The organism is Acinetobacter sp. ANC_7682 (assembly GCF_056779795.1).
The window spans coordinates 1-17,245 of record NZ_JBWYIQ010000015.1 but is presented as its reverse complement, the minus strand read 5'-3'; the positions used below and the strand labels follow the sequence as shown (position 1 = coordinate 17,245).

The 17,245-nt window shown below is 36.9% G+C and carries 12 protein-coding genes; 6 read left to right on the top strand and 6 right to left on the bottom strand.

Going from position 1 to position 17,245, the window contains the following annotated elements; translation table 11 throughout:
- The first annotated feature begins 236 nt into the window (after positions 1–236).
- Positions 237–1,382, top strand: a complete 1,146-nt coding sequence (locus AC1M9D_RS07530) for an RICIN domain-containing protein (protein WP_481611861.1) — start codon at positions 237–239, stop codon at positions 1,380–1,382.
- 860 nt (positions 1,383–2,242) lie between these two features.
- On the opposite strand, the gene AC1M9D_RS07525 is transcribed toward AC1M9D_RS07530, so the two are convergent.
- From AC1M9D_RS07525 to betI, 4 genes are read right to left on the bottom strand one after another with little or no spacing between them, the layout of a single operon-like run.
- Positions 2,243–3,022, bottom strand: coding sequence for a TorF family putative porin (locus AC1M9D_RS07525; RefSeq protein ID WP_481611860.1), 780 nt, complete (start codon positions 3,020–3,022; stop codon positions 2,243–2,245).
- Positions 3,023–3,036: 14 nt separating this feature from the next.
- The gene (gene betA / locus AC1M9D_RS07520; protein WP_481611859.1) at positions 3,037–4,704 is read right to left on the bottom strand and encodes a choline dehydrogenase; all 1,668 of its coding nucleotides are present in this window, start codon (positions 4,702–4,704) and stop codon (positions 3,037–3,039) included.
- Between the two features lie 10 nt (positions 4,705–4,714).
- Positions 4,715–6,190, bottom strand: a complete 1,476-nt coding sequence (gene betB / locus AC1M9D_RS07515; RefSeq protein ID WP_481611858.1) for a betaine-aldehyde dehydrogenase — start codon at positions 6,188–6,190, stop codon at positions 4,715–4,717.
- A gap of 33 nt (positions 6,191–6,223) precedes the next feature.
- Entirely contained in the window at positions 6,224–6,805 is a 582-nt protein-coding gene (gene betI / locus AC1M9D_RS07510) for a transcriptional regulator BetI (protein WP_481609663.1), read from the bottom strand.
- A gap of 248 nt (positions 6,806–7,053) precedes the next feature.
- Here betI and AC1M9D_RS07505 point away from each other — a divergent pair, with 248 nt between their 5' ends.
- Positions 7,054–9,090, top strand: a complete 2,037-nt coding sequence (locus AC1M9D_RS07505; RefSeq protein ID WP_481611857.1) for a choline transporter — start codon at positions 7,054–7,056, stop codon at positions 9,088–9,090.
- Positions 9,091–9,124: 34 nt separating this feature from the next.
- Positions 9,125–9,733, top strand: coding sequence for a MarC family protein (locus tag AC1M9D_RS07500; RefSeq protein WP_481611856.1), 609 nt, complete (start codon positions 9,125–9,127; stop codon positions 9,731–9,733).
- 68 nt (positions 9,734–9,801) lie between these two features.
- On the opposite strand, the gene AC1M9D_RS07495 is transcribed toward AC1M9D_RS07500, so the two are convergent.
- Positions 9,802–10,401, bottom strand: coding sequence for an OmpW/AlkL family protein (locus AC1M9D_RS07495; protein WP_481611855.1), 600 nt, complete (start codon positions 10,399–10,401; stop codon positions 9,802–9,804).
- A gap of 309 nt (positions 10,402–10,710) precedes the next feature.
- Here AC1M9D_RS07495 and AC1M9D_RS07490 point away from each other — a divergent pair, with 309 nt between their 5' ends.
- Genes AC1M9D_RS07490 through AC1M9D_RS07480 form a run of 3 tightly spaced genes read left to right on the top strand, consistent with a single transcriptional unit; the run spans position 10,711 to position 13,827 of the window.
- On the top strand, positions 10,711–13,176 hold the full coding sequence (locus AC1M9D_RS07490) for a heavy metal translocating P-type ATPase (RefSeq protein WP_481611854.1): 2,466 nt from the start codon (positions 10,711–10,713) through the stop codon (positions 13,174–13,176).
- Between the two features lie 23 nt (positions 13,177–13,199).
- Positions 13,200–13,595 carry a Cu(I)-responsive transcriptional regulator gene (gene cueR / locus AC1M9D_RS07485; RefSeq protein WP_035268660.1) on the top strand — a complete coding sequence of 132 codons (396 nt, stop codon included), beginning with the start codon at positions 13,200–13,202 and terminating at the stop codon, positions 13,593–13,595.
- A gap of 34 nt (positions 13,596–13,629) precedes the next feature.
- Positions 13,630–13,827 carry a heavy-metal-associated domain-containing protein gene (locus tag AC1M9D_RS07480; RefSeq protein ID WP_481611853.1) on the top strand — a complete coding sequence of 66 codons (198 nt, stop codon included), beginning with the start codon at positions 13,630–13,632 and terminating at the stop codon, positions 13,825–13,827.
- A gap of 76 nt (positions 13,828–13,903) precedes the next feature.
- Here AC1M9D_RS07480 and AC1M9D_RS07475 read toward each other — a convergent pair.
- The coding region (locus AC1M9D_RS07475) for a type I secretion C-terminal target domain-containing protein (protein WP_481611852.1) at positions 13,904–17,245 on the bottom strand (3,342 nt) is incomplete at its 5' end.

Here is a 17,245-nt window from a genome sequence, read left to right as displayed (position 1 = left end):
TCGTTTTCATGTTCAACCACATCATTTGATCGCTTATTGCAATCAATGAATGATCTTGATTTTTGATGTAACTAAATCATAATTGTTATGTTATAACATTTCAAAATGTTTAATGTTTAGTTAAACTTAAATAAAATTTATTTATAGTGATTCTAAATTGTATTCATCACTGTAGAATCATAAGTAAAACTAAAGAATCTATGTCTTAATTTTTATAATCATATGAGCATATAACAATGAATTTAATCAATCTTATTATTCGTACCACTTTAAGTACTTCTCTGTTACTTGGAGTTTCGAATACGTATGCCGTGGTTGCAGGCGGAATGGTTTCTACTGACTACCATTGGAACAATATTCCTGCTAACGGCTTTGCAATACTTGAAAATCAAATCATCATTACCAATGAGCCAGGAAATGATGGTAATACATTTTGGGCCAATCAATTTTCTATCAAGCATGGAGATGGTGGCTATGTTGGATTGCAACAACGAAGCAATGATCAGAAATATTTAAATTTCTCAATCTGGAAAGCGACATCTTGGAAAACAGGATACCCTGCGTATTGCAGACAATTCGATCACGAAGGTGATGGCGTTCAATGTGACTTACCTTATGAATGGAAGGAAGGAACGAAATATAATTTTAAGATAGTGAAAAATAATGACAGTACAGTCTCAACCTTTGTTAAAGACATGAGTACTGGTAAACAACTTGAAATTGCAAAAATCAATGTGCCACAATCTTGGGGTGGTTTTGACAGCCTAACTACATTTACCGAAAATTTCAGACAACACAAACAAGCCAATGGCATTTATGGCTATAACAGCTGTGCTGATGTTCATACATCTGTTTCTGCGACCTATCCTGCAATAGCAAATTCTTCAATCAAGTCTAAATCACAAACGACTAAAACTTATGGAAACTGTGTACAAGTGGCATCAGCGCATTGCACGGATGATTATACTTGTATTTCTACTGTGAATAATGCCAATTATACCCAGCAAAAACCTTTCATTTTGAAAAATGGTGCACGAGGTTTTTGTGCAGATAGCTTGAATGGTGGTCAACAAATGGGATTGTATTCATGTGATCTCAACAACGGTAATCAACGTCTGAGTACGGATCACACCCATCGCTTATATTTAACTCATCGGGATGCGTGTTTGATGGGCGATGATAAAGATAATTTTGTTAAAGTTGCGCCGTGCAATAATGATAGTAGTCAACGATGGATGTATAGCCCCCATACAAGCCAATATATCAACTTAAAAACAGGTCTATGCCTTGATGCCTCTGATGGTGCAAATAGTATGGCACGCCTACAAATGATTGGATGTCAAAGCAATAATTCATATCAAACGTGGAAAATTACACGTTAACTTATTAAATTCAGAGCTTTAGCATTTAAAGCTCTGAATTTTAATGCTGAAATTTTAATTTTTTTGCTTTCTTTGAGTGACTCGTACTAATTTTAGTACAATTTGATATCTAAATTAGAGATTTTACTCATAGATAAGCCAGCTCACTCAGGTTAAAAGCATTCTTAATACTGGCTCAAAAAGCGAAATAAGTTCAATGATTTTAGGGAGATATTTGTCTAAGGTATATTTGTAATATTGATGACAGCAATAAAATAAAAACAATTAAAAATATTCTTCATAAATCTTTGCTATTTTTCCGATAGCGCCGTTAATGATGAGAACAAAATTCTTCAAAATATTAAAACTTAATAAATGAGATTAGACGTTTAGTTGTTTATCTCTTAAGATAGAAATCAAAAGCCCTATTTTAATATTGGAGAGAATCAAATTCTAACCTCATGTATAATATGAACATTCATAGTTCTATTTTTTCAGTCCATTGTCCTTCATGAATTATAAATTATAGGATATCTAGTTGATTTATGAATTTGGCTGAAATCAGTTAATACTTGAGCATAGTCATCTATGTAACATCAAAAAATCTTAGTGAACTTTTTTCACAAGAACTATTTCTAAATAAATTCTTGAAAAAAAATTGCGTAAAATTTTACTCTCATCGTCATATCCATGAACTATTTTTGGTCAATCCTTACTTCTATCACTCATTAAATAAATAATAAGTTGATAAGTTTTTTTACTAATAATCTTTGATATGCCGATATTTTATTTATTGATGAGTCTAATTTAAAAATTACACTTTTGCTTAGGCTATTTTGGTATTCAAAATTTAAGCCTAAGCATTTGAAGATTTTCTTAAATTAGAAACTATAGGTGAAAGCCACAACACCTAAATTCTTCTGTTTTTCGTTATAGCGGTTCTTACCACCAAAAATATATTGTCCACTCAATCCGAGTTCTGGTGTCAAGGCATAATCTAGCCCGATAGATGAGAAGCGATAAGCAAATTCTCGTTTTGTATCACCGAGCTCTAGACCTTCATATTTCCCATTATCATTAAAATAGCTCGCTGCAGCACTTGCTGTAGCAGATAATTTATCATTGAGTTGGTGGGTATATATTACGTTTAGATAAGTATCCCCTTGGTTTGCATACACGACATCATATGAATATGCAGATAAACTGGTTGATAAAGAGTTTTTATCATTGAATTGGTGTGTGGCAGTTATCCCCATTTCATTGGAAGTTGTATTTGACGCGTTCGGATAGAAATAAGTGGCATTCCAAATATTCCAATTTGTCCTACCAGTATCAAAACTGTAGCCGACAATAAAGTCGTGCTCTAATTTATCAGTTTTACGGCGCTTATCACCTTGAAGTTCAGCATAAGAGTAGCCTAGTGTAGAACCCCAATACCCGACATAGAAGTTGTTATAACTGAGGTTTAGACCTGTTTGAATTGCGAGGTCATCATTTTCTGGTGCATTTGTTAAACCACGTGAAATGTATTTGGAGGTTAATGTGACATATCCATCAAATTGAATTGGTGAATTTGTTTCTTGATTCGTAGAATTTGCATAACTGGGTAAAATAATAAAGCTAGCAGTGCTCAACAACACTGCTTGAGTCGTTTTAATCATCATAAAATTTATAATTAAGAAAATGAGGGTGAAGTTTCTGCACGATAAAATGGTGCATCTGAAGGGGTTAAAGCAGGTCGATTACGAATGTGATCTGCAATCTTCTCGGCCATCATGATCGTCGTTGCATTGAGGTTACCAGTAATAATCAGCGGCATGATAGAAGCATCGACCACTCGCAACCCATCTATTTCATGAACATGACCGTAACCATCTACAACAGATAAATCATCTTCACCCATTTTACAGCTACACGAAGGATGATACGCTGTTTCTGCATGATTTTTTACAAATTCATCAATTTGCTGATCTGTTTTTAATGCTGAACCTGGACTAATTTCTCTACCTCGATACTGATCTAGTGCAGGCTGATGCATAATTTCTCGTGTAATTCTCACTGCATCACGGAATTCGCGCCAATCTTGTTCAGTGCTCATGTAGTTAAATAAAATGCTCGGATGATCAAAAGGATTTTTCGAGGTTAAGCGAATTCTTCCTCTTGACGGCGATCGCATAGATCCAACATGTGCTTGAAAACCATGTTCATTGATTGCATTGGTACCATTGTAGTTAATTGCAATTGGTAAAAAGTGATACTGGAGATTCGGCCACTCAAACTCATCACTAGAGCGGATGAATCCACCTGCTTCAAACTGATTGCTTGCACCAATTCCTTTACCCAAAAACAGCCATTCAGCGCCAATTTTAGGTTGATTATACCATTTTAATGCAGGGTAAAGACTGATGGGCTTCTTACATTGGTATTGAAGATACATTTCTAAATGATCTTGCAAATTTTCACCCACTCCCGGTAAATCTTGCACAACCTTTACATCCAGTGACTCTAATAATGACTTAGCTCCTACCCCTGAACGCTGTAAAATTTGAGGTGATGCAATAGCACCTGCGCACAGCAATACTTCTCGCTCAGCATAGACCTTGCGTAAATTAGTTGCATCTTGACCAAGAATGTACTCAACACCGATAGCTTGTTTTTTTTCAAATAAGATTCGATTGGTTGTGGCAAGCGTAATAATCGTTAAATTCTGACGACCTTTAGCCATATCTAAATAGCCACGAGCGGTGCTGGAACGTCTGCCTTGAGGTGTCACCGTACGATCCATTGGACCAAAGCCTTCTTGTTGGTATCCATTTAAATCATCCGTACGTGGATATCCAGCTTGCACACCCGCTTCAACCATTGCATGAAATAACTCATTATTGTCTGACTTTGGCGTAGCAACACTTACTGGGCCTTGATCACCGTGATATTCATTTGCACCAATATCTCTAGACTCTGCTTTTTTATAGTAAGGTAAACATTCAGCATAGCGCCAATGACTGAGTCCTTTCATTTGAGACCATTGCTCTAAATCCATGGCATTCCCACGGATATAACACATACCGTTAATTAATGATGAACCACCTAAACCTTTACCACGTCCACATTCCATACGGCGGTTATTCATATGTGGTTCTGGATCAGTCAAATATGCCCAATTATAACGTCGACCTTGTAAAGGATAAGCCAAAGCAGCAGGCATTTGAGTTCTAAAATCTAAACGGTAGTCAGGACCACCCGCTTCAAGGAGCAGAACTTTAATATCTGGATCTTCGGTGAGTCTCGCTGCAAGTACATTCCCAGCAGAACCTGCACCTATGATAATGTAATCATATGTCATAGTGTTCTCCTTAGGCTTTAAATACAGATTGAAATGGACTTAATTCCACTTGTACCGATTTGATTTGCGTGTAGTGTTGTAAAGTCGTTAAACCATTCTCTCTTCCTACACCAGAATGTTTATAGCCACCGACTGGCATTTCAGCTGGCGATTCACCCCACGTATTGATCCAACATATACCTGCTTCAATTTGGTGGATGATTCGATGTGCTTTGACAATATCAGGGGTAACCACGCCAGCAGCCAATCCATAAGAAGTATTATTAGCGCGACGAATCACTTCTTCTTCTGATGTATATGTCAAAATACTCATCACAGGACCGAAGATTTCTTCTTGAACAATGGTCATCTCATCTCGACAATCACTGAAGATTGTAGGCAGTATAAAAGCACCATTTTTTAAATGATCATCTGTAGCTCTAGAACCACCACACACTAAACGTGCTCCATCGCTTTTAGCAGAATCGATGAATGCCAAAATTTTATTCATATGCGCAAAGCTAGATACTGGTCCAAAATTTGTTTCTGGATCGAGCGGATTACCTAAGCGGATATAAGGAATACGTTCTAATAGCTTTTCTTCAAATTTTGGCTGTAATGATTCTGGAATAAACACTCGTGTCCCATTCGTACATACCTGTCCAGAACTATAGAAATTTGCCATCATTGCAATATCTGCAGCTAAGTCTAAATCAGCATCTTCACAAATAATTAATGGTGACTTCCCACCCAACTCCATCGTGACTTCTTTAAGACTCGATTCAGCAGCTTGAGCCATCACTTTTTTTCCAGTGCTCACACCACCAGTAAATGAAATTTTCGCAATATCTACATGCTGGCTTAAATAGGCACCAATATCACCGCCCCCTGTTACAACATTGAATACCCCATCTGGCACTCCAGCTTCGGTATAAATTTCTGCCAATTTAAAGGCTGTTAATGGGGTAATCTCGCTGGCTTTGAAAATCATTGCATTCCCCGCCGCCAAAGCAGGTGCTGACTTCCATAAAGCAATTTGAATTGGATAATTCCATGCTCCTATACCAGCTACAATTCCCAAAGGTTCACGGCGTGTATAGACAAATGAATCTGTTCTTAAAGGAATCTGTTGACCCTCGAGTACAGGTAAAATTCCAGCGTAGTATTCGAGTACATCAGCACCTGTCACAATATCTACAGTCGATGTTTCACTATAGGCTTTCCCACTATCTAAGGACTCAATGGTGGCAAGTTCATCATTTCTTTCACGTAAAATAGCTACAGCTTTATTTAAAATTCTTGAACGCTGCATAAAAGTCATTTCTGCCCAAATTTTCTGTCCTTGTTGGGCAGATAGAATGGCTTGATCCACATCCTGTTGAGAACATGCTTGAATGGTCGCAAGAACTTGACCCGTGGCTGGATTAATCGAATCAAAAGTTTGACCTGATTGAGCATCGACGAATTGTCCATGAATATAAGGACGTTGTAACGGGAATTTATTCATACGATTAGCCTCAGATATAGTAAATATTAAAAATTATTGTGTAAGTTGCTGCTGGATAAAGGCATGGCAAAGACGGATAGAAAGATCGGTATCAATCTCACTTCTTGTTAATGCGCCCCTTAACCAGAACCCATCAATTAATGCGGCCAACCCTTGGGCTGCTTGTTCAGCTTTTATGGGGCTTAAACGTTTTAAAAACTCATGTTTTAAATTTGAATGTAGCCGACAGTGATTCACTTGCTGTAATCGTTGTAGATCGGGTTGATGCAAACTAATAGCCCAAAACGCGAGCCATACTTTCATCGCGGCTTGATTGGTCTGAGGAGTTGCAAAATTCGCTTTAACAATCGCCATTAAACGATCTTCTGGAGAATGCCCAACCTCTGATTTTAGATCCCTTACACTTTCTCCAAGTTGCTGTAGTAAATAGCGCATGGTTGCCTCAATCAATCCATTCTTGCCACCAAAATAATGACTAATAATGCCCGTGGAGACACCTGCTCTTTGCGCGATCTGTTGAATGGATGCATCAGCAAAACCGAGCTCATTCACAGTGGAGAGAGTGGCATCAATCAATTGTTGACGACGAATGGGTTGCATACCAACTTTTGGCATAAGATGACCTAAACCTACAGGAGATTATAATCAGCGTTTATCAATAAGAACGCTGTAACATTAGTAAACGTTTTTTTAATTGAACGTTCAATTAATAAAAATTATAGTACTATTACTTCCATGATGTACAGCTCAGTTTGTTTTGTATTTGCAAAAGTTTGTAATTGTGGATCAAGCAAGCTTCTATCAGGATATAAATCGAACTGCGCTGTAGATCATTTCATTACTCATTGAATGGTCACTGATTTATGCATAACAAAAATGATCAAACGCAGGATAGTTTGAATAAGGTCGTGTTCTATGTATCAGCATCATTGATACTTTTGTTTTCGATCACCACAATTTTGTTTAATGAAGCTGCTAATAACGTCATTACACAAACCCTCAATTGGGTAAGCAGAACCTTTAGTTGGTATTACCTGTTGGCTGCGACACTCTATTTTGTCTTTATTGTATTTATCGCATGCTCTCGATATGGCGAAATTAAATTAGGACCTAAACACTCTAAGCCTGAATTTAGTTTATTGAGTTGGTCTGCAATGCTCTTTTCTGCGGGTATTGGTATTGATCTCATGTTCTTTTCCGTGGCTGAACCTTTATCGCATTACATGAACCCACCTGTGGGCGAAGGACAAACCTTTGAAGCAGCACGTCAGTCTATGGTATGGACCTTGTTTCATTATGGTTTAACTGGTTGGAGCATGTATGCATTGGTTGGTGTAGCCTTAGGTTACTTCAGTTATCGTTATAACCTTCCCCTTACGATCCGTTCAGCTCTCTACCCTATTTTTGGAAAAAAAATTAACGGCCCTATAGGTCATACTGTAGATACAGCAGCCGTCTTAGGTACAATTTTTGGTATCGCGACTACCTGTGGTATTGGTGTCGTACAACTCAATTATGGTCTTCATGTTCTCTTCAATCTACCTGAAAATTTGTGGATTCAAGCTGGTCTAATCGGGATCGCAGTGGTTATTACTGTCATCTCAGTAACGGCAGGTGTGAATAAAGGGATTCGCGTACTTTCTGAAATCAATATCTATGTCTCGATTGGGTTACTCCTCTTTATTCTTTTGATTGGTAATACAGAATTCTTACTCGCAGGCTTAATCCAAAATTTAGGTGATTACCTCAGTCAATTCCCGAAATTGAGTTTAATGAGTTTTCCATTCGAACAACCTAAAGAATGGATGAACAGTTGGACGCTTTTCTTTTGGGCTTGGTGGATTGCATGGTCGCCATTTGTCGGTCTGTTTTTAGCACGTATTTCTCGTGGTCGTACCATTCGTGAATTTGTATTTGGTACATTGATTATTCCTCTACTATTTACACTGACTTGGCTATCCATCTTTGGAAATAGTGCGCTTCACAATGTAATTTTTGATGGCAATGCGCAACTCGCAACAACCGTTTTAGAAAATCCAGCGCATGGTTTCTATGACCTACTTGCACAATATCCTGGTTTTACCTTCTTAGCCGGTATAGCAACAATTACAGGATTATTATTTTACGTTACTTCTGCAGACTCAGGCGCTCTTGTTTTGGGTAATTTCACGACAAAATTCACCAATATCGAGCATGACTCTCCAAGATGGCTCAGCGTATTTTGGGCTATAGCCATTGGTTTACTCACCTTGGCGATGCTGATGGCAAATGGTATTACTGCCTTACAGAACACAACCATCATCATGGGTCTGCCTTTTAGCTTTGTCATATTCTTTGTGATGGCGGGTTTATACAAATCCTTGAGATTGGAAGATTTCAGACAAGCCAGTACTAGCTTAAATGCCGTGCCAGTCGTGGGCAATGTGGATATTCTCAATTGGAAAAAGCGACTCAGTCGCGTAATGCTGCATCCTAGCCATGAACAAACATTAAAAATGTTAGATGATGTGTGTAAACCTGCAATGGATGCCGTGGCACAGGAACTTTTATCCAAAGGTGTCAAAGTCGATGTGAATACTAAGCCTCTTGAAGATAATGCTGAGCTTTATCATTTGGACCTCATTATTCACTTGAATGAAGAAGAAAATTTCGTATATGAGATTTGGCCCGTTCGTTATGACACCCCTAACTTTAGTACCCGTGCTAAACGAACAAAGCGTTATTACTATCGTTTAGAAAGTTACTTGTTTGAAGGTTCGCAAGGTAATGATTTAGTCGGTTACAACAAAGAACAAGTGATTAACGACATTTTGGACAAATATGAACGTCATATGATGTACCTTCATATTAACCGCATCAGTCCAGGTAAACGTCCACAATTTCCTGATCGTGACATTTAGTTAGTAGTAGCTCATCTAAACAAGGAAAATGACCATGTCAGAAAGTCTAAACGCCTTTGCTCTATTTTTTTCGTTGCTTAATCCCTTTTTAATGAGCATTTATATGCTTGGGATTATTCGAAATTCAGATGCAAAAGTTTTTAATATGGCGCTGATCCAAGGTAGTTTAATTAGCTTTGTGGTTTTTGTCATTTTTGCTAAAACAGGTGAAGCTTTTTTTAATGATGTACTTCATGCACGATTTGAATCTTTCCAAATTTTTGGTGGGATCATTTTCTTGGTGATTGGTTATCGTTATGTATTTGAAGGTGCTGATACGATTGGGGTCATGCGTGGAGCACCAAACCATTTGGCTGGTACGATCGCCATGCCATTTATGATCGGTCCAGGAACGATTTCTGCATCTGTGATTACAGGCATTCAATTAAGTTTATGGCAGACGATCACAGTCATCTTTATGACCTTATTCTTAACCTGTAGTCTTTTGATATTAATGAAATATTTGCATGATAATTTACAGCATAAATATTCTAATTATATCGACTTATATGTAGATATCGTGGGTCGTGTTGCTGCATTGCTTATCGGTACGATTGCCATTGATATGATCGTAACTGGTGTTACTGGGATCATCTACGGCTAATTGAAAGTTGTTGTTAATATTTATAAAAAAGGAGTCTTAGCATTGACTCCTTTTTTAAACCCTAATATTTAGAATCTATATCCGATATTTAAACTATACACCGTTGGATCTACATCCACACTTCCTACCTTTTCTCCATTTACTTTTACATCAGTTTTGATATCCGCATATCGGATATCAGTACCAACACTCCATTGAGGGTTCAATTGGTAATCTACGCCTATTTGACCAGCCCAACCAAAAGAATCTGAGAGATCGAACTTATCACCACTATATAATCGGTCATTAAAAAAATAGGTGTAATTTAAGCCCAGACCCACATAAGGTTGTAACTTTTCATTGGGTAAGAAGTGATATTGCACACTGAAAATTGGAGCTAAATGTTTTGTTTTTGCGACTTCATTACCAGCAACATTAATTTTATGCTCTGGTGGCAAACCGACTAATACATCAAATGCGATATTTGGTGTATAAAAATAAGAGATCGTACCAGTGACTCCCCAAGCATCATCTATTGTGACGGGTGCTGTTCGATTAAAAATACTACCTGGAGAAGATGTGGGATCAATATTGCTAATCGCACCTCTTATCTTCCATTTATAATCTGCGCTGTGCGCATTAGTACTCAATAAAATCGCGAATAAACCAAAACTTAATTTATCATTCATATCATTACCCATTTTTTATAAATATCTGAAATTTTGAAGATTGTTAATCAATTGAATTGAATGCTTTAGATCATATCGATAATTCTTTTTGATGGTTATTTTTTATTCTGATTTGTTTTGATGATTTTTTATTTAAGAAAATTTATTCAATTTAAATGGATTTTTGGAATATTGTTTTTAATTTAAGTGAGGAAAGAACATACGCCTAATTTGGATTCCAATCAGTAATGATGAAACAAGAAACAAATCTTATTGACCTTACCACAATGGGAAGGTTTAGAATGATCATGACCTTATTTCAATCAGCATATGGAGTTAAGTATGTCATCTACTTCAACTAAATCTATTCAAATCAAAATTGAAGGAATGACCTGTGCTGCTTGTGTAAGCCGAGTTGAAAACTCATTAAAAAAAGTCGAAGGTATTCAAAATGCCAGTGTGAATCTCGCCACTGAAATAGCGCAAATTGAGTTAACAACAGATGTACAAAATCAACAAATCATTCAAGCCGTAAATAAAACAGGTTTTAACACTAAAAAATGGGCAACAATAAAATTAAAAATTTTAGGCATGACTTGTGCTGCATGTGTGAGTCGAGTTGAACGTTCTTTACTAAAAATACCTGGTGTATTAGCAGCACAAGTAAGTTTGGCGACTGAGACAGCACGCATTGATCTACTTTATCAAGTTCCTGTTGATCAAGTTATTGAGCGAATTGAAAGATCAGGGTTTGAAGCTGTACTTGAACAAAAAGCAATCACAGCACTTCCAGATCGCGAACTTGAATCAAAAAAAATTCTCAAGCATTTTATTATCGCACTTGTACTCAGTTTACCTATATTTATCATTGAAATGGGGTCGCACCTCTTGCCTTCATTTCATCATTTTATAAGTACTTACATCAGTCAAAATCAGAGTTGGTTATTCCAATTTATTCTTGCGACTTTAGTTATTTTTATACCTGGACGGCATTTTTTCACACAAGGTATCAAGTCACTGATAAATTTACATCCTGACATGAATTCTTTGGTGAGTTTAGGATCAGGAGCTGCCTATTTATATTCTATTGTTGCTACGTTCTTTCCAAGTTTATTGCCACAACAGTCAGTACATATCTATTACGAGCCTGCAACACTCATTATTACATTTATTTTGTTAGGCAAATATCTAGAAGCACGAGCTAAAGGTCGAACTTCTGCAGCGATTCAACATCTGATTGGCTTACAACCTAAAACAGCGCGAGTTAGAGTATCTGACCTCCAGACTAAAGATATATCGATTGATAAAATTACAATCGGTATGCAGGTTGAAGTTCGGCCTGGTGAAAAAATTCCTGTAGATGGCGTGGTTATTTCAGGTGAAGGCTTTGTAGATGAGTCAATGATCAGTGGAGAATCTTTTCCAATCCACAAATTGATGGGTTCAGAAGTTGTTGGTGGAACCCTCAATCAAAATGGATTTCTTGTCATTGAAACCAAACATTCTTCTGAAAGTAGCATTTTATCTTCAATTATTCAGTTGGTTCAAAATGCTCAGACACAAAAGCTCCCCATACAATCTTTAGTCGATAAAGTCACCTTATGGTTTGTTCCAGTTATCCTCTTGATTTCGATGATTACTTTCATCGCGTGGCTGGTGATTGGACCTGAACCTAATCTGAGCTATGCTTTGATTAACGCCGTTTCTGTTTTGATTATTGCATGCCCTTGTGCGATGGGACTTGCAACCCCGATGTCGATAATGGTTGCGACGGGACGTGCTGCTGAACACGGAATTTTATTTAAAAATGCGACTTCACTTCAAAAACTTCGAGAAATTTCAACATTTGCATTTGATAAAACTGGAACATTAACAATAGGGCAACCTGCGATTAGTCATATCGAGATTTTCGCACCATTTACACATCAACAGGTTCTACAAACTGTTGCATCCGTTGAATATCATTCCGAGCACCCAATTGCTAAAGCGATTGTTCAATATGCATCCGATCATCATGTAAAGATGATCGAAATTTCAGAATTTAAGAGTATTTCAGGATTTGGCATTCAAGCACAATTGAATGGTCAGGATATTAAAATTGGATCTGTAGAATTTATTACTCGAGAAAATGCAAAGATTTCTCATGCACTCTCTCACCATCAAAGATTACTAGATGAAGCTCAAACACCCATCGCGGTCTCCATCGATGGTGAGCTTGCATCAATTATTTTAATCACGGATCAATTAAGACCTGAAACCTACGAGGTTATGGCTCAACTTAAAAAGAACGACAAGCACATTGCTTTGATTACTGGCGATCATCAAAATGCAGCGCAATATGTGGCGAATCAACTCAATATCAATGCAGTTTATGCACAGGTCAAACCACATGAAAAGTTAAACATCGTTGAGACCCTTCAAACGCGATATGGAAATGTTGCTTTTGTTGGTGATGGGATTAATGATGCTCCTGCACTTGCGCAAGCTCAAGTCGGTATTGCGATAGGTTCAGGTACAGATGTCGCCATTGAAACGGCTGACCTTATTTTAATGTCATCAAATTTGAATAACTTATCTAAAGCCATCAAATTGAGCGAAATGACCATTAGAAATATTCATCAAAATCTGTTCTGGGCTTTTTTATACAATATTTGTCTGATTCCGATTGCTGCAGGCGTACTTTACCCCTTGACTGGTATCCTGCTCTCACCTGTTTTAGCCGCAATCGCAATGGCACTTTCTTCGGTATTTGTATTAGCGAATGCCTTAAGACTCAAAACTTTGAAATTAAATTAGCAGCTTAAAATAAAGGAAAGATCATGAATATTGGCGAATTAGCACGACGTTCAGGCTTAACTGCTAAAATGATTCGATATTACGAAAAAATCGATCTCATTTCTGTTCCGATCAGAAGCGCTAGCGGTTATCGTGTTTACACAGAGCAAGACCTTTCGACTTTAAGTTTTATTAAACATGCTAAAGATCTTGGTTTTTCGATCGATCAAATCAAAAGTTTAGTTGAGCTTTGGAAAAATCCTGACAGAAAAAGTGCTGATGTGAAAAAAATTACAGATCAACATATCCATTTTTTGACAGAACAAATTCATTCGATGCAATCAATGATTTTAAAATTAAAGGCTGCGAGTCAGATGTGCTCTAATGATTCGACTTCAAACTGCAGTATTCTGAATAAAATTGAACATATTCAATCGTGACAGTGATAGATGTTAACTAACGCAAGAGGTTATTATGAAATTATTTATTGAAAATATTAGTTGTTCGGGTTGTGCTAAAGGTGTCACTGCATCTGTATTGTCACTTGATCCTAATGCAAGCGTCAATGTAGATGTTGCCAACAAAATTGCTGATATTCGTACAACATATAGCTTTGAAAAAATCACTGAAGTTTTGACTGAAGATGGTTTTCCTCCTAAATTAAAAGATTAAATTGGCATAAAAAAGGCGAAACAATGTTTCGCCTTTTTTTGTAAAACGCATACCGAAGTATGCGTTTTTTAAAGAATTAATAAATGATTTGACCGTTTTGAAGTAACTGCTCCAAAGTCAGATCTGAATTTTGAGGACCAATATTCAGCAATTGAGTAGCTTCAAATTGTGTACCTTCACCATCGCGATCGATTGAAATTACAGAATCTTTAACAGTGATATATTTACTTAAGATTTCCGCAACTTGATCAATAGATTGTGTTGAGAATGTACTTGAAGTGTTAGCATCAACAAATAGTTTAGATACATCAATTACATCGACACCTGCTTCGAAATCTGACCACATATCAAAACCATTTCCACCTGTTGCATCATCGGCTTTCTCAAGTACGTCGAAGATTAATGTATCAGCACCAGCACCTAATGTGAAAGTGTCATCACCAGCAGTACTTGTAACAGTTTCATTGTATTGCGAACCTTTGAAATCGACACCTACATTGATTTCAATTACACCGGTTTTTTTCGTTCCATTGATACTTGTGACGGTGTATTCAAATACTTCTGTACCGTATTTCCACTCAAAATCATTTAAATCGGAATTAAACTCTGCTTTACGAATATATTCATAAGTACCATCTACAAATACTTTCAAATCTCCATATTGTCCAAATACCATTAAATAATTCTCTGCTGTAGAATTCACCACATTTTCATTATTTAATACATAATCAGTTTTACTGTCCGTCAATTGCAGTTTTTTTCCACCAAACTCGACCGTGACATTTGACTGACTATCACCATTGTAAATGTAAGAGTTTTCTAACAGATCTTTTGATTGGTCATTCAGTATGTTGCCTTGAGCGGTTCTGTTAACAAATGCAATTGTTCCATCTGAATTAACAGTATAGTTTATAATTTCTGGTTTATAAGCTTCAGGATTTAGAACATAAATCTTAGATTCACCATACGTCACATCATAGCTAACAACATAGGAACCTGGTGGGGTTATCTCTAAAACTAACTCATATTCACCAGCTTCTAAATTTTGGAGATTAATATTTTTGATCTCAAATTGTGTTCTATCATTTGAAATCTTGTTAGCTCCATTAGCCTCATTAACAGGGTTTCCAAATTCATCAGTTAAAGAAATTTTGCTTGAACTATCACCTTTTTTGCGAAGATAAACACTATAAGAACCACTTTGCTGACTGAGGCTTTGAATTTTTGAAGACAATAAAATATCACCAATTTCCAGAACACTATGATTTTTAATATCAAAGGTGTTAAGTACAATCACTTTTTTACCACTACCAGACGTGGAACCAGAATTTTCATTCCCTGCAACAATAGTTTCATTATCTACTGTAACTTTTGAATCTTGTGAAGTCGGATTAGAGAAATTAAGATCACTAAGTTTGACATTTAAAGTAGAAGTGACGATTTCATTATTCGGACCTTTCAATGCGTAAGTGAATGTATCCACATCTCCGACTTTACCTGAATGATCAGCATTCAATTGATAAACATAGCTGCCATCATCTTTGACAATGAGCTTTCCATATTTACCTTGAACCTCTTTTGAACTTGGAACTGGTTTGCCATTGACTTGATACACTACAAATCCATCTGTAGATTCATTTCCAAGTTGACCTTCAGCTGATAAACCACCATCCATTTTAAAAGTTTCGACAGTGTAACTATCAACTTTTAAACGTAAAATATCTCCAACACTCAGTCCACCTTGTTCTGTTGAAAGGAATACTTTGTATTTACCCTCAGGCAAAACAAGATTCATGTTTTCGTTAGACTTTCCAGCACCAGTTACCAACGCGACTGTTCTATACCATTCTTCTTTTTGAAGATATAGATCCCATTGTTGGGTTAAATCATTAAATTTGTATACCTGAAGATCAACTTGCATTGATCCCAAACCAATGACGTGACCCGCTTCCGAACTTAATGAAATATTGTGAATCTCATTTTCTTTAACATCGATTTCAAGTGGATTTTTAATTTCGGCAACATTAATACCTGCGATTGGTCCCACACCAACACTGATTACACCGCCTTGATCATACGTTGTCTTAAACGCAGGATTATCTTTAATGTAATTTGACTCAGAATTCACAATATTGACCAATACCTCTTGGAATTCAATGTCCAATTCCTTAATTTTTTGTGCAATATCAATTGTCAGTTTCGCTGTAGATGGTTTACCTGTTTGCGGATCTACAATTGTATAAGAGATGATCTCTTGTTGACCCCATAATTCAGTTACAGCCAGTTGTTCAGATGAGTTCAATTTGCTTGAATCAACGGTATATGTGTAAGTACCATCCTGAGCAAATACAAACTCACCGAATTTACCTTGGACTGTCGTTAAGCCATCAATGATTTGAGACTCCACTCCATCAATAGATACACTCTTTAATACTGGCGTACGATTAATATCGTAAACGTCTTGACCATTTTCCGAATCTGTATTTTCAGATCCATTATTAACATCACGAATCAGATTCCCAGATATAGAGCCGCTAAAATCTACTGCTTTGGTAAAATCGTACAATTTATGATCTAACAAACCTAAACCGTCACCACCGAGTGCACTAACACCACCATTATTCACCAAAGAGATACGATATTCGCCTTGTTCATCAAGCGTAATTTGACCTTGTTTTTTTCCACCTAAGAAAGCTACAGTCAACCAATCATCATAATTTTGTACAACAACCCATTGATCAGTTCCTGGGATTTTCTTCTCAACTTTCAAGTCAAAAGTCTGACCGACTTTGATACCGCCAGCAGTTCCCTCTAGTGATAACTCGTGCTTAGTACCTTCGACGACTTTGAGTGTGAGGTAAACTCCCTCTTTGCTTACTAGAGTTTTAGGGTCGGCAACTTCAGATGAAAATACTGAATTTAAGACACCAACATCTGCTCCTGATCCCACACCAATATCAGCAACACCAAAGCCAGTGGCTTTTACTAAATATCCCTCGACAGTTTTATCTGGGTAAGAATCCTTAAGAGAATAAATAATACCTTCTTCTTCATTTTCCTCTGGTAATTTAATTGTATCAAATACAAGTTTCGTATCATTATCAACTGCTTTAATGATGACACTGTCATATTCTATTTTCGCTACTTGAGCTTTTTTCACGGCTAATTCAAGTGCATCTTTGGCTTCAATAAAATCTTGTGCAGAAGCCTCTGGCTTGCCCACAAGATTTTTTGCATTTTCAATTGCTTGATTAAGAGTAGCTTGGATGGAGTCTGGTAAATCAGCAACTAGTTCAGCTTTTACTATCTCATCTTTTAATGCTTCTTCAGCTGCATCCTCAATCACTTCTTCCGCTTTAGCTTTCTCTACTGCAGCGTCTAAAGTATCTTTAATTTCAGCGAAGTTTGCACCTTCTTG

Coding starts and splice junctions, on each gene's coding strand:
- AC1M9D_RS07530 (WP_481611861.1), top strand. CDS start 237: ATGAATTTAATCAATCTTATTATTCGTACCACTTTAAGTACTTCTCTG.
- AC1M9D_RS07525 (WP_481611860.1), bottom strand. CDS start 3,022: ATGATTAAAACGACTCAAGCAGTGTTGTTGAGCACTGCTAGCTTTATT.
- betA (WP_481611859.1), bottom strand. CDS start 4,704: ATGACATATGATTACATTATCATAGGTGCAGGTTCTGCTGGGAATGTA.
- betB (WP_481611858.1), bottom strand. CDS start 6,190: ATGAATAAATTCCCGTTACAACGTCCTTATATTCATGGACAATTCGTC.
- betI (WP_481609663.1), bottom strand. CDS start 6,805: ATGCCAAAAGTTGGTATGCAACCCATTCGTCGTCAACAATTGATTGAT.
- AC1M9D_RS07505 (WP_481611857.1), top strand. CDS start 7,054: ATGCATAACAAAAATGATCAAACGCAGGATAGTTTGAATAAGGTCGTG.
- AC1M9D_RS07500 (WP_481611856.1), top strand. CDS start 9,125: ATGTCAGAAAGTCTAAACGCCTTTGCTCTATTTTTTTCGTTGCTTAAT.
- AC1M9D_RS07495 (WP_481611855.1), bottom strand. CDS start 10,401: ATGAATGATAAATTAAGTTTTGGTTTATTCGCGATTTTATTGAGTACT.
- AC1M9D_RS07490 (WP_481611854.1), top strand. CDS start 10,711: ATGGAGTTAAGTATGTCATCTACTTCAACTAAATCTATTCAAATCAAA.
- cueR (WP_035268660.1), top strand. CDS start 13,200: ATGAATATTGGCGAATTAGCACGACGTTCAGGCTTAACTGCTAAAATG.
- AC1M9D_RS07480 (WP_481611853.1), top strand. CDS start 13,630: ATGAAATTATTTATTGAAAATATTAGTTGTTCGGGTTGTGCTAAAGGT.